The organism is Carnobacterium sp. ISL-102 (genome assembly GCF_018612935.1).
Lineage (GTDB): Bacteria > Bacillota > Bacilli > Lactobacillales > Carnobacteriaceae > Carnobacterium_B > Carnobacterium_B alterfunditum.
This window is the reverse complement of sequence record NZ_JAGGRF010000002.1, coordinates 152,041-165,672: the sequence shown is the minus strand read 5'-3', so window position 1 is coordinate 165,672 and position 13,632 is coordinate 152,041. Positions and strand designations below refer to the sequence as shown.

The window sequence follows — 13,632 nt, the reverse complement described above, 5'->3', positions numbered from 1 at the left end:
CGTTTCCTTCCCAAAGGCAAGTCAATGGCGGATGTGAGCAAAGCTCAATGTCTACGGATTCAACAATGGATGAATGATTATCCTAGAAGAATCCTAGATTATCAGACACCACATGACTGTTTCGTGAAGGCATTCCAACAAGAACGTACGGCTGTTTGATCCTTGAGAATTTAACAATTAGGGCTCAACTCAGTTCAGTTCAATAGCTAGAAAGTAAGGCGTAAAATAGAATAGCTACAAGTGGCTAACTTAAACTTGAAATTTTCGAATGAAAATGAAAGAATAAAAATAACAAATATAATATAAAAGAAGGAGCATAAAAGTATTCGGTTTCATATTATTTGATGTAAAAAATAAATAATGGTATTCTATACGTGTAGAAGATTTTTTATTTCTAAATAAAAAATGAAAAGATAGAAGGAAGTGAGGAGTTTATATGACAGGTGGAGAAATTGCAGCTTTGATAGCTGCTGTAGCTTTTGCAGCATTGGTTGTATTTTTAATCATTGTATTATTAAAAGTTTCTAAGGTGATTGGTGAAGTCCAAACAACGGTTAATGAAGCTAACAAAAGCATTAGTATACTAACAAAAGATGCTGATAGTCTTCTGATCGAAGTTGAAGGTCTATTAAATAAATCCAATGCGACATTAGATGATGTCAATGGGAAATTAGGTAAAACTGATCCAGTGTTTAAAGCCATTGGTGATTTAGGGGCAACTGTTTCAAGTTTAAATGATTCTACTCGTAATTTAAGTTCTCATGTTACTGGGGCCACTAAGAAAACAGCTCAAGCAGGCATGGTAAGCAAAATGGGTAAAACAGCAGTAAATATGAATAAAAAGCGCAAAAATAAAAAAGAGAACGTTTAGGTTACCAAATAAGAAACTAAAACATTCATAATGGATCAAGAAAAGGGGAGAAGTATAGATGGCTAAAAAATGTGGATTTCTTTTAGGAGCAATTATAGGTGCTGCAACGGCAGGAGTTACAGCTTTATTGTACGCACCAAAATCTGGTAAAGAATTACGTGAAGAGTTGAATCAACAAACAACTGATGCTAAAAGCTCAGCAAAAGAATATGCAGATATCGCTAAGGAAAAAGGAAAAGAAGTGAAAACTGTTGCTAAAGATGCATCAGATGAAATTAAAATCAGCTTGAAAGAATCAGCTTCCCAAATAAAAGAACAGTTAACTCGTGCTTCAAAAGATGTAGGAGAAGAACTGAACAGTCTTAAAAAATCAGCAACAGATGTAGCACAAGAAGTGAAAAAAACAGCTGCTGAAACAGCAGAAGATGTAAATTTAACTGCAAAAGATACATTAGAAGAAGTTAAAACGACTGCAAAAGAAGGTAAAGAAGAAGCGAATCATAATGCAACTAACGTAAAACATGATAGCGCCTCTTTGAAAGAAGATATTGAAAGAAGTACGATGGATTTTGATAATGATCAAGAAAAAGTTGAAGAAGATTTTGATTATTCAACAACAAATATTAGTTCAGAACAAACTGAAGAAGATGGAAAGAAAGATGAGCATAAAACAACTAATACAAATAAAGGAATTTAACTTCAAAAGTAAAAAGCAGTGAACCTCTGAGGGATTCGCTGCTTTTTACTTTTGTTTTATAAAATAGCTTTAATTTTTCAAGTTGTAGATTTAGATGGAAGTATACGTATTGGGCGTATGAGTGAAAACTTTGCAACCGTCTTTTGTGACGACTACACAATCTTCTATCCGAACGCCTGCAATACCGGGTAAATAGATACCAGGTTCGATTGAGAAACACATACCTTCTTGAATAACAAAATTACTATCTTGCATGATAGACGGAAATTCATGAACTGAACTTCCTAGACCATGACCTAAACGATGAGTAAAGTATTGACCGTAACCTGCTTTAGTGATAATATCCCGAGCAATTTCATCTAATTCGCCAGCCGTTATGCCTGGTTTAACGGCTGTCAATGCAGCGTTGTAGGCTTCTAATACAACATCGTATATTTCCTTTGCTTGTTTTGAAGGTTCTCCAAAAGCAATCGTACGAGTAGCGTCACTAGTGTATCCATTATAAACGACACCTAGATCAAATAAAACAAACTCATTTAATTGAATTCGTCTTTTTCCAGGTGTACCATGGGGACTAGCGGCATTAACTCCAGTCAAGACCATCGTTTCAAAACTCATTTCTTTAATGCCTTCTTTTTTTAAGGCATATTCAATTTCTGCCACGATCTCTTCTTCGGACACGCCTTCTTTAATTGCCTTAAAGCCAATTTCAAAAGCTCTGTCAGCCCATTTGCCTGCCTCCATCATTTTATTTATCTCATCTGGCGTTTTGATCAACTTCATAGCTTGTATTTTAGGAGTGACATCTGAAAAAGGAATGACGGGGAAAAAAGATTGGAGTTTTTCAAATCGTCCGACTGTTAAAAAATCTTTTTCAATAGCTATACTGCTAAGATCACTTTTACGAGATGCTAAGTGGATTGCAATAAGAGCCCATGGATCCTCATTGTCTAAATAGCCATAAACATCATGTGACCAGTCACTTTTCAAGGCATCTTCTTTTTCAAGTTCAGGTGTAAAGAGAAAAGGTTTTCCAGTAGCAAAAACGGCCAAAGCTAAAATACGCTCGTGCGGATCACTTTCATAGCCACTTAAATAGGCAATTGTACTAGGTTCATTAATAAAAGCAACATCTATCCTCTGTTCGACTAACCATCTTTGTAATATATTTAGGTGTGTATTCACAATAATTATCCCTGCTTTCGTATGAATGTATTAAGGTAATTGTAGCACTATTAATAATGATTTTCTTAAAGAAAACTAAAAAATAAAAATAGTGAAAAGTATAATTAATGAAAGAAATTATGAAATTTTCATGAAAATGAAAATGAAACGCTTGCATTGCTGGTGTGATTTTGCTAGATTAGTAGTATACAAAAAGTAAACGAATCTAATTATTTAAAGGAGATTAATCATGGAAAAACAAACTATCACTATTTATGATGTTGCAAGAGAAGCAAATGTTTCAATGGCAACCGTTTCACGCGTTGTAAACGGCAATCCAAACGTAAAACCGACTACTCGGAAAAAAGTATTAGAAGTAATCGATCGTCTAGACTATCGTCCAAACGCAGTTGCTCGTGGATTGGCAAGTAAAAAGTCAACAACCGTTGGGGTTATTATCCCTGATGTAACGAATTTATATTTTTCATCGTTGGCTAGAGGAATCGATGACATTGCGACAATGTATAAATACAATATTATTTTAGCTAACTCTGATCAAAATGACATTAAAGAGATCCAAGTGTTGAATACACTGCTAGCTAAGCAGGTAGATGGTATTATTTATATGGGTCATAAAATTTCAGACGAATTAAGAGCAGAGTTCTCACGTTCGAAAACGCCTGTTGTTTTGGCAGGAACAGTTGATCCAGATGAACAAATGGGCAGTGTAAATATTGATTACGAAGCTGCAACAGAACAAACAATTACACAATTGATTGCTAGTGGACATGAACGTATTGCTTTCGTTTCTGGATCGATCGCTCAAGAGCCTATCAATGGTATTTACCGATTAAAAGGGTATAAAACGGCCTTAGAAACTGCGGGTATTGCTTATGATGAAAGTTTGATTTTTGAAACAGCCTATACGTTTGTAGCTGGAGAAGAAGTTTATACTAAATTAGCTGAAGCGGGGGCAACTGCCGTATTCGCTGGTGATGATGAAATTGCTGTAGGGATCATGAACGGAGCTTTAGATCATTTCGTTAAAATACCGGAAGAATTCGAAGTCGTTACTGCAAATAACTCTAAATTATCTGAAATGGTAAGACCTAAATTGAGTACCATTACTCAACCATTATATGATATTGGTGCCGTATCTATGCGTTTATTAACTAAGTTGATGAATAAAGAAGACGTAGATGAAAAAACGATTATTTTACCTCACCACATTGCAAATAGAGGAACAACTAAAGAAAACTAAAAAAAATAATAAGACATCGATTTTGTAGTGTCCCTTAAAAGTTAGAGAAAACCAACTTTTGCGAGGCGTATTACAATTCGATGTCTTATTTTTTATTCTCTCTTCTTATCTTCTTCAGCTTTCTTCTTAGCTGCTTCTTGTGCTTGTTTATCTTTTTCTTTTTCTACTTTCTTTTTAGCTTCTTCAGCTTTTTTTTCTTCTTCAGCTTTTTCCGTTTCAGCGGTTTTCTTATCTGCTGTAGCTTTTTTAGCTTCTTGAGAGCTAGCTGTTTTAGAAACATTATTCCAATAATCTGCTAATTCTTTTTCAGAAGCGCCAATCGCAAAGTTGTAGATAGTTGTTTTTGGAGCAAACTTCTTATTGAAAATTTCTGTTTTAGTAGCACCAGATGCAGTGACTTCTTTGCCATCATTTAATTTTACTTTTCCCGGCAGCATACCAGTTGCATTAAGAACCTTTTCTTCAACGATGCCTTCTGGTTTTTGGAACGTTTGGTCAATGCCTAAAACGGTCGGGTTTGCATTGTAGATAGCATTCATTAAACGAGCCCAATGTCTTCTGTTTCTCAAGCTTGGACTTTCAGAACCGGAATTAGTTAAGTCGTTAACAGAAGTATCGACAGCATTATCATATCCGATCCAAGAACTTAGGGTAACTTGAGGTGTATAACCGATAAACCAGATATCTTTTTGGCCATCTGATGTTCCAGTTTTACCTGCGATATCGGCTTTGAAATTTAATTGTCCTTCTATATCTTTCGCAGTACCAGACTCTAATACATCACGTAAAATATCGGTTGTCAGATAGGCTGTCTCGGCAGAAAATACTTCGACAGGTTCTGCTTCATGTTGATAGACGATAGTTCCGTCAGTCGCTTCAATTTTATCGATCACATGACCTTCTGTATAATTTCCGTCATTTGCTAAAGTAGAGAAGCCGTCTGTTTGATCTAAAACAGTAGTCCCTTTGGTGATTCCACCGATAGGAAGAGTGTAATAATCCCCTTGGTATTCTTCTGTCGTGATGACGTCAGATCCAAAGCCCATCTTGTGCATATATGATTCAAGTTTTTCTGCCATATTATAAGTGTTTTTCATTTTTTCATAGATTTTTGTTGTTACGATATTACTTGATTTTGATAGACCTGAACGCACATTGGTCCATTTATTCGGAGTCACATCTCCGAAGTTGGTTATCTCATGAGTACCTAAAGAACCATTTTCCCAGCTTGGTACTTTAGCAGAGCTTTCAAAAACCATAGTAGCTGGTGTGATGATGCCCTCTTCCAGCGCTGGGGCAAAGGCTAGTAAAGGTTTCATCGTTGAACCAGGGGAACGTGGAGCTTGATATGCGTGATTAACTTGAGTGATTTCATAATCGACACCGCCTATAAAGGAGATGATTCTGCCAGTAGCGTTATCTCTTAAAATTGCGCCATTTTGAACTGGTTCAACTAGTTTTTTTGTTTCACCGGTTTCGGCATCAAAATAATCAACAACTTTGACTGTACCCAAATCGCTCGTGTTGTTCACGATTGGATCGTTATTTTCGTCATAAGAAATTTCTGGTGATGCATACTGCTTAACTACATCATTCATAGCTTCATAAACGCCTTTATCAATGGTTGAATAAACTGTATAACCTTTTGTCCTTAAATCTTCGTTTGCTTGGTTATAATAAGAATCCTTCAAATCTTGATCATTAGAAAGGTCTTTAGCTGAAAAACCATCAGCTGTGTATAATTGATCCATTAAAATTTGTCTGGCTTGTTGTTCTACAAAGTTATATACATAATCAGTACTGTCTTTAATATCCATTTCTTGAGGTAAAAAGTCTTTCGCTAAATCGTAGGCTAAAGCAGTATCATATTCTTCTTTAGTAATGTATTGTTCACGGTACATTCTGAACAACACTTCGTTTTTACGGTCCATACCAGCAGAAAAATCTTCTTTAAGAGCGCCTGTCTGGGTGTAAGGGCTATAAATAATTGGATTCTGAGGCAGACCAGCAAGAAAAGCAGCCTGTGGTAAAGTCAACTCACTGGCTTTCAAACCAAATATACCTGTTGAAGCTTCATTCAAACCTGCGATGTTTTGTCCTTTATTATTTCTTCCAAAAGGGGAGACATTCAAGTAGTTTTCTAAAAGCTCCTCTTTTGTAAAGTAATTTTCAATACGAAAAGCCAATAAAATTTCATTTGCTTTTCTTTTAAAGGAAACTTCATTTGTCAAGATTTGTTGTTTTACCAGTTGTTGCGTAAGAGTTGATCCGCCAGATGTCGTACCTGCACCGGAAACCTCTTGGAATAATGCTCGGACAACAGCTTTTGGAACCACTCCGGAGTGGTCATAAAAATATTCATCTTCAGTAGCAATAATAGCGTTTTGAACTAAAGGCGACATTTCACCTAAAGGGATCTCAGATCGTTTTAAATCAGTCTTTAAATCGCTGATTTTTTCTCCAGTAGCGTAATACATGGATGAGGTTGCTGAAACATTCTCAATATTTGTTTTCATTTCCTCATACGTTGGGATTTTTTCACCCGAAACTAGCGAAGCAAAGAATCCTAAGCCTATCCCACCTACAAGTGCCCCACCAATCAGTCCAATAATAACTATCATAATGAATAGGTTTTTGATTACACTATAGCCGACATTGAAGCCGAATAAAAATTTGCTTAATGTAAAATTTTTCCCTTCTTTATTTAGTGCTCTTTTTTGATCACCATTTTGCTGCTTATCATTAGTAGCTGTTAAGGACGATGATTCATCTTGAGATTTTTCTTTATGTGGATTTATTCTTTTTAAACGAATGGATCGATAAAAATCTGTTCTCTTGAAAGAAATCCATTGTTTCTTCATAAATTGTATCGTTTTTTGAGAGACAATTTTTGTTTTCTCTAGCAATGTTGATCCATTAGTATTTCGTGGACTACTCAAATTTAAGTCACCTCATAAAATTGTATTTGATTACTCTAATTACTTGGCCTATTATAACAAAAAGAGAGTGGAAAGAGCAATTTTTGAAGAAACATTGCAGAAAATTAATATTTTATAAAGAACGAAGGTATAAAAGCGTATAGTTTTTACATCGAAGAATATTATAATAATCAAATGAATTTTAGATGAGTTTTTTTTAATTTAACTGTTGACTTTTCTCATTTGATTTTTTATACTTGTAACAACAAATACAAATCGAAATTGTGAGGGATTATTATGAACAGTCATGTAGCTAACCAAACACAATTAAATAATTATTACTTTAGCTATTTTAGGAGCTGTTTGTAGACCAGATTCATTATGGATACAAACAGGAAACAGAAATGTTTGTATCTATATGGCTAAAGCAATTTGATTTGCTAAGTATTTGCCACATAGAGATTATCTAAGTGGTGAATCATAAAGAATTTATTGTTTATTTTTACATAAAATAAACGCCCACTTAGGTAGTTTTCAATACTAAGTGGGCGTTTTTATTTTTTGTAAAAGAATAGATTCAAAAAAATAGGGGGAAACAAAGATGAGAACAAACGGGATGAAGAAAAAAATACTGACAGGTTTAGCAACAGTTTCAACAGGCTTATTGTTAGCAGCTTGTGGGAACACAAGTGAGACTGGAGATTCAGAGGAAACAAATGTTAACGTAGGTATTTTGCAATATATGGAACATGATTCATTATCAAAAGCGCGCGAGGGGTTTATCAGCGAATTAGAGGAAGCAGATTATATTGAAGGAGAAAACTTAACCATAAATTACCAGAATGCCCAAGGAGATCAAGCAAATTTACAAAGTATGAGTGAAAGTTTGATAGGTGAAAATGATGTTATCTTATCTATTGCAACACCAGCAGCACAGTCTTTAGCGACAGTGACACAAGAAGATCCTATTTTATTTACAGCAGTAACAGATCCAGTTGATGCCGGATTAGTTGCTGATAATAAAGTTCCAGGCGGGAATGTAACCGGAACGAGTGATATGGTTCCGATAGAAGCCCAAGTTACTTTGCTTTTATCGGTAGCAAAAGATGCTAAGACGGTTGGGATCATCTATAATTCAAGTGAACCAAATTCAAAAATTCAAGCAGATTTAGCTCAAAAAGCCATTGAAGCAGAAGGTTTAGAAGTGAAGACGTTAACTGTTACAAGTACAAATGACGTTCAACAAGTAATGACCACATTGGCTCAGGAAGTTGATGCGGTATACATTCCAACGGATAATACATTAGCGAGCACAATGCCAACAGTTGGTGAGATCGCATTAGAATACAAATTGCCTGTTATACCAGGTTCAGCGGAAATGGTAGAAGCTGGAGGATTGGCAACTTACGGAATCAATTACGAAGAATTAGGACGTCAAACAGCTCAAATGGCACTCCAAATTATTGAAGAAGGTGCAGAAACAGCAGAAATGCCGGTTGAAACTTCTAATAACTTAGAACTTGTTATTAACGAAGAGGTGGCCGAATCATTAGGCATAGATTCTGAAAGTATTGTATTGCCTGACTAAACTGTAAAAGATAAAGGAGAATTAAAATGGACATTATATTATCAAGTATTTCTCAAGGACTATTATGGTCTGTTATGGCGATAGGTGTTTACCTTACTTTTAGGATTCTAGATATCGCAGATTTAACTGCTGAAGGAAGTTTCCCATTAGGTGCCGCTATTTGTTCGGTAGCTATTGTTTCCGGAATATCTCCTTTGATTGCCAGTTTATTGGCACTAGTAGGAGGAATGCTCGCTGGGAGCGTATCGGGTTTGTTGCACACAAAACTTAAAATCCCCGCTCTACTCACAGGGATCTTGACCATGACCGCTTTGTATTCCATCAACCTAAGAATAATGGGACAAGCAAACGTCACTTTATTGGGGCAAGAAACAATGATGCGTACTTTGCAATCGTTTGGTTTAGAAAATCGTTTAGCTGTTTTAATTGTTGGTGCAATAGCAGTTGGAGTAGTTATTTTAGTGCTTTACTTATTTTTCAGTACTGAAACTGGATTAGCACTAAGATCTACTGGTGATAACGAAGAAATGAGTGAAGCAAATGGTATTCACACAGATGCTATGAAAATTATAGGCTATATGTTGAGCAATGGATTAATCTCTTTATCAGGGGCACTGATTGCTCAAAATAATGGTTATGCAGACATTAGTATGGGAATTGGAACGATTGTGATCGGATTGGCCTCTGTTATTATTGGTGAGGTGATCTTCCATAATTTATCTTTTGCGAAGCGTTTAATAACGATTGTGATTGGAGCAATCGTCTACCGCTTAATTATTGATTTGGTATTACAATTAGGTGTAGAACCGCAAGATATCAAGTTGTTCTCAGCAATCATACTGGCAATTGCTCTTTCTACTCCACTATTGAAAAAGAAAGTAAAAAGGATCAACCGGAAAGGAGCCAAATTAGTATGACCGCAATTTTAGAATTAAAGACTATCCATAAGAGCTTTGAAGTAGGAACCGTTAATGAAAACCATGTTTTAAAAGGGATCGATTTAACGATCGAGAAAGAAGAATTTGTTACGATCATAGGAGGAAATGGCGCTGGAAAATCAACATTACTAAATAGTGTTGCTGGAACCTATGTAGTGGATGAGGGTGCTGTTTTTTTGGATGGAAAGGACGTTACCTATAAAAGAACAAATGAAAGAGCAAAAGACATTGGACGAGTTTTTCAAGATACAAAGATGGGGACTGCAACACGACTGACAATTGAAGAAAATTTAGCGGTGGCTTTCAAAAGAGGGAAAAAAAGAGGATTGACTTTGGGTGTAAAAGACAAGCAACGAGAATTGTTCAAGGAGCAACTGAAATTACTGGAGTTAGGCTTAGAAGACAGATTGAAAATGGAAGTCGGATTATTGTCAGGCGGCCAAAGACAAGCCTTGACGTTATTAATGGCAACGATCGTTCCACCAAAATTACTTCTATTGGATGAGCATACAGCGGCGTTAGACCCTAAGACGAGTCAAATGGTATTGAAGTTAACGGATAAAATCGTCCGCGAAAAAAAGTTGACAGCACTAATGATCACTCACAATATGGAAGATGCAATCAAGCATGGAACGCGATTGATCATGTTACACAACGGAAAAATAGTAGTAGATATTTCAGGAGAAAAGAAAAAAGAATTAACTGTACCAGATTTATTAGCATTATTTCAAAAGAACAGTGGAGAAACGGTAACTGAAGATGTACTGATATTAGGATAAATAAAAAAGGAATTGAGAAAAATCTCAATTCCTTTTTTTTATTAAACTGATGCTGGAAGTTTCTCTCCAATTACAGCTAACCGTTCTGCAACATCTTCTTGACTCAAATTGTTGCGTTTTACGTATAAGTTTGCTGGAGTTATGCGGCATTCATGGCTGCATCCACGTAAATATTTATGCTCATTACTTTCAGAAGCTAAAATTTGACGGTTGCAAGCAGGATTTGCACAGTTTAAATAACGTTCGCATGGAGTGCCGTCAAACCAATCAAGTCCAACAATCACATGTTCTTTTTGATTGACGGGAACGCTGATGCGTTCATCAAATACGTACATTTGACCATCCCATAGATCCCCCTGAACTTCAGGGTCTTTTCCATAAGTAGCGATTCCTCCATGCAATTGTCCAACATCCTTAAATCCTTCTTTAACTAACCAACCAGAAAATTTTTCGCAACGAATTCCACCAGTACAGTAGGTTACCACTCTTTTATCCATAAAGGTTTCTTTATTATCACGGATCCATTGAGGCAACTCTCTAAAAGTTCTAATTTCAGGGCGTATGGCTCCTCTGAAATGTCCTAAGTCGTATTCATAATCATTTCGCGCATCGATAACGATTGTATTTTTATCAAGAATAGCTTCACGGAATTCTTTCGGTTCTAAATAATTCCCAGTTATTTCATTTGGATCGATATCGTCTAATAAGCTCAGGGATACAAGCTCGGGACGTAAGCGGACAAACATTTTTTTGAAAGGTGGGCGCTCTTCTTGATCTATTTTAAAAACTAAATCTGAAAAGTAAGGATCAGCATGCATGGCATCGATATACTGTTGCGTTTGTTCGAAAGTACCTGCAATTGTTCCATTGATGCCTTCTTCGGCGACTAAAATTCTTCCTTTTAAACCAACTTCTTTACAAAAAGCTAAATGTTTTATTGTGTATTCTTCTGGATTTTCGATGTGAACATATTTATAGTAAAGTAAAACACGGTAATCTTTAGACATAGCAAATCCTCCTAATCTGATTCTTAACAATAGGTAGGCGAACTACCTTAAAAGTTGATCTATACTAACAATACACTATACACTAACCAAATAATAGAAAGCAAGACTTCAAAAGGCAATAATATCAAATAAAAGTAAAGGCTGTGCACAAATGAAAAGATGTACTTGGGCTACAACTGATTTGATGAAGAAATATCATGATGAAGAATGGGGCAAACCGCTTCATGATGACCAGGATTTATTTGAATTATTGATTCTTGAAACGATGCAAGCTGGATTAAGCTGGTCTATAATTTTAAATAAAAGAGAAAATTACCGAAAAGCGCTTGATGGATTCGATCCTTATAAAATCGTTCTTTATGATCAAAAAAAAATAGAAGAATTACTTTCAAATCCTGGTATTATTCGAAATAAATTAAAAATCAACTCTCTTTTAAAGAACGCAGAGGCATTTTTAAAAGTAAAACAAGACTACGGTACATTTGATGCCTACATATGGTCATTTGTGAAAGGAAAGCCAATCGTCAATCATTTTAATAATACAGAGCAAGTACCAGCTAAAACAGAGTTGTCCATAACTATATCAAAAGAAATGAAAAAAAGAGGTTTTACATTCTTTGGACCAGTAACTTGTTATGCATTCATGGAAGCTGCAGGTTTGATAAACGATCACCTCAATGATTGTTCATTTAAATAAATCGTTTATTTGACACACAGTTGTAATCTAAACGATACGATTCTATCATATGTCCTATGTTATAATAAAACTCAATTAAGGAATCTTAAAAAAAGTAAGATTTTAAATAACAGAAATTCTATTTGGAGGGTAAAACACGTGAATAAAAAACTATTAACTGTTGCAATACTAGGAACCATGTCCTTTAGTTCTCTTATTTTACCAACTGCCGTTAGCGCTGAAACTTTTACAAATCAAGTTTCTGAATCTGAACAACAACTAAATCAATCTGAAATAGCAATTAAAGCAGCTCAACAAAAAGTTGATGGTCTACAAGCTCAATCAAGCCAAACAGAAGCTGAATTAGCAGCAATCACAAATTCAATCAATTCAAATAAAGATAAAACAACTACATTATTAGCTGAGATTGAAGCATCTCAGAAAGAAAATGAAACATTACAAAAAGAAATTGAATCACTTAAAGAAAAAATCGAACAACGCAGTGAACAACTTGAAAATCAAGCACGCACAGTACAAGTAAATGGTGATACAAAGAACTACATAGAATTTGTTATTGAAGCTGAATCTATGTCTGATGTACTTGGACGAGTTGATGTGGTTACCGATTTAGTGAAAGCAAACAAGGATCTTGTTCAAACGCAAGCAGATGATAAGAAATCAGTAGTAGAAAAGAAAGAAAAAACTGAACAATCAATTGTTCAACAAAATGCTCTTGCTGCTCAATTAGAAAATGCAAAAGCTGAAATGGAACAACAATCATTAGAAAAAGAAGTAGTGGTTTCTCAATTAGCTATTGAGACAGCTGGTGCGCAAGCAGATAAAGATAAGTATATTGCTCAAAAAGCTGAAGCAGAGAGTCAAGTGGCAGAATATACTGCAGCTCAAGAAGCAGCAGAGTTGGCTGTATTAGCAAGTTATGACGTAGAACAATCTGAAAAAGCAGTCATAGAAGAATCTTCTGAGAATGAAATTGAAACGTCAGAAATAACAGAAGTAGTTGAAGAAAGTGTTGAAACTCAAACAGCAGTCAAAGTATCTCAACCAACTGAAACTTCAGGTGAATCTTCAAAAGCAACTAGTTCTACTGTAGTAAAAGCTCCAACTCAGTCTGTAAAAACAACTAATATTGTTTCAACAAAAACTCCAGTAAAAACAAATGAAGTTACACAAACTAAAGCACCAGTTAAAAAAGTTGAAACAGAAACGAAACCAGTAGCACCTAAACCAATCACTCAAACTCAGCCTTCTAATTCTGGAACCTCTTGGTCATCTTTACAGCCAAGTGTTTCTAAAGTTTTAGGAACACCTTATTTGTGGGGTGGAACTTCTACAAATGGATTTGACTGTTCTGGTTTTACATCTTATGTTTTTGCAAAAGTAGGAATTACTCTGCCGCGTACAGCAGCGGCACAATATGCATCTTCTACTAAGGTTACAAATCCACAACCTGGCGATTTAGTTTTCTTCAAAGACGGGGGATCAATATCTCATGTAGGGATCTATGTAGGCAATGGTCAATTTGTTGGATCTCAGAGCAGCACGGGTGTTGCTTATACTTCAGTTAGTTCTTCATACTGGGGACCAAAACTTGTAGGATATGGACGTTATTAAAAAATAGAAAAAATCGTTGCCAATTAGGTAACGATTTTTTTGTTTTGTTAGAAATCTCTCATCCAGTCTTTTCTAATGTCAAACTTGCAGAAAGAAAGTAA

At 35.5% G+C, this 13,632-nt stretch carries 11 protein-coding genes and 1 pseudogene; 9 read left to right on the top strand and 3 right to left on the bottom strand.

Features of this window, described 5'->3' with window-relative positions:
• The 3 genes and pseudogenes from J7E16_RS11605 to J7E16_RS01670 form a co-directional block, all read left to right on the top strand.
• Positions 1 to 159: pseudogene (locus J7E16_RS11605) on the top strand (IS30 family transposase); the annotation flags it as partial.
• Between the two features lie 277 nt (positions 160 to 436).
• Complete coding sequence (locus J7E16_RS01675; RefSeq protein ID WP_214887968.1) at positions 437 to 871, top strand: DUF948 domain-containing protein; 435 nt, start codon at positions 437 to 439, stop codon at positions 869 to 871.
• Between the two features lie 58 nt (positions 872 to 929).
• Entirely contained in the window at positions 930 to 1,568 is a 639-nt protein-coding gene (locus J7E16_RS01670; RefSeq protein ID WP_214887965.1) for a YtxH domain-containing protein, read from the top strand.
• 90 nt (positions 1,569 to 1,658) lie between these two features.
• On the opposite strand, the gene J7E16_RS01665 is transcribed toward J7E16_RS01670, so the two are convergent.
• The gene (locus tag J7E16_RS01665) at positions 1,659 to 2,753 is read right to left on the bottom strand and encodes a M24 family metallopeptidase (protein WP_214887962.1); all 1,095 of its coding nucleotides are present in this window, start codon (positions 2,751 to 2,753) and stop codon (positions 1,659 to 1,661) included.
• Between the two features lie 229 nt (positions 2,754 to 2,982).
• On the opposite strand from J7E16_RS01665, the gene ccpA reads away from it, so the two are divergent.
• Positions 2,983 to 3,993 (top strand): catabolite control protein A, encoded by a 1,011-nt coding sequence (ccpA, locus tag J7E16_RS01660; protein WP_034547845.1) that lies wholly within the window; start codon positions 2,983 to 2,985, stop codon positions 3,991 to 3,993.
• Between the two features lie 92 nt (positions 3,994 to 4,085).
• Here the strand turns inward: ccpA and J7E16_RS01655 are convergent, their stop codons facing one another.
• Positions 4,086 to 6,932 carry a transglycosylase domain-containing protein gene (locus J7E16_RS01655; RefSeq protein ID WP_214887959.1) on the bottom strand — a complete coding sequence of 949 codons (2,847 nt, stop codon included), beginning with the start codon at positions 6,930 to 6,932 and terminating at the stop codon, positions 4,086 to 4,088.
• A 580-nt stretch (positions 6,933 to 7,512) separates the two neighbouring features.
• Between J7E16_RS01655 and J7E16_RS01650 the strand changes: the two genes are divergently transcribed.
• Genes J7E16_RS01650 through J7E16_RS01640 form a run of 3 tightly spaced genes read left to right on the top strand, consistent with a single transcriptional unit; the run spans position 7,513 to position 10,216 of the window.
• Positions 7,513 to 8,499, top strand: a complete 987-nt coding sequence (locus J7E16_RS01650; RefSeq protein WP_214887956.1) for an ABC transporter substrate-binding protein — start codon at positions 7,513 to 7,515, stop codon at positions 8,497 to 8,499.
• A gap of 26 nt (positions 8,500 to 8,525) precedes the next feature.
• Positions 8,526 to 9,416, top strand: coding sequence for an ABC transporter permease (locus tag J7E16_RS01645; protein ID WP_034547851.1), 891 nt, complete (start codon positions 8,526 to 8,528; stop codon positions 9,414 to 9,416).
• Complete coding sequence (locus J7E16_RS01640) at positions 9,413 to 10,216, top strand: ABC transporter ATP-binding protein (protein WP_034547853.1); 804 nt, start codon at positions 9,413 to 9,415, stop codon at positions 10,214 to 10,216. Before J7E16_RS01645 ends, J7E16_RS01640 begins: the two co-directional genes overlap by 4 nt.
• 41 nt (positions 10,217 to 10,257) lie before the next feature.
• Here J7E16_RS01640 and trhO read toward each other — a convergent pair whose 3' ends face one another.
• A complete protein-coding gene (trhO, locus tag J7E16_RS01635) occupies positions 10,258 to 11,223 on the bottom strand; it encodes an oxygen-dependent tRNA uridine(34) hydroxylase TrhO (RefSeq protein WP_214887954.1) in 966 nt (321 codons plus the stop codon).
• A 151-nt stretch (positions 11,224 to 11,374) separates the two neighbouring features.
• Between trhO and J7E16_RS01630 the strand changes: the two genes are divergently transcribed.
• Both J7E16_RS01630 and J7E16_RS01625 read left to right on the top strand, forming a co-directional pair.
• Entirely contained in the window at positions 11,375 to 11,920 is a 546-nt protein-coding gene (locus J7E16_RS01630; RefSeq protein ID WP_214887951.1) for a DNA-3-methyladenine glycosylase I, read from the top strand.
• Positions 11,921 to 12,058: 138 nt separating this feature from the next.
• Positions 12,059 to 13,531 carry a C40 family peptidase gene (locus J7E16_RS01625; RefSeq protein WP_214887948.1) on the top strand — a complete coding sequence of 491 codons (1,473 nt, stop codon included), beginning with the start codon at positions 12,059 to 12,061 and terminating at the stop codon, positions 13,529 to 13,531.
• The last annotated feature ends 101 nt before the right edge of the window (positions 13,532 to 13,632 follow it).

Excerpts from the sequence above, each read along its gene's own strand:
- J7E16_RS01675 (WP_214887968.1), top strand. The coding sequence starts at position 437 with ATGACAGGTGGAGAAATTGCAGCTTTGATAGCTGCTGTAGCTTTTGCA.
- J7E16_RS01670 (WP_214887965.1), top strand. The coding sequence starts at position 930 with ATGGCTAAAAAATGTGGATTTCTTTTAGGAGCAATTATAGGTGCTGCA.
- ccpA (WP_034547845.1), top strand. The coding sequence starts at position 2,983 with ATGGAAAAACAAACTATCACTATTTATGATGTTGCAAGAGAAGCAAAT.
- J7E16_RS01650 (WP_214887956.1), top strand. The coding sequence starts at position 7,513 with ATGAGAACAAACGGGATGAAGAAAAAAATACTGACAGGTTTAGCAACA.
- J7E16_RS01645 (WP_034547851.1), top strand. The coding sequence starts at position 8,526 with ATGGACATTATATTATCAAGTATTTCTCAAGGACTATTATGGTCTGTT.
- J7E16_RS01640 (WP_034547853.1), top strand. The coding sequence starts at position 9,413 with ATGACCGCAATTTTAGAATTAAAGACTATCCATAAGAGCTTTGAAGTA.
- trhO (WP_214887954.1), bottom strand. The coding sequence starts at position 11,223 with ATGTCTAAAGATTACCGTGTTTTACTTTACTATAAATATGTTCACATC.
- J7E16_RS01630 (WP_214887951.1), top strand. The coding sequence starts at position 11,375 with ATGAAAAGATGTACTTGGGCTACAACTGATTTGATGAAGAAATATCAT.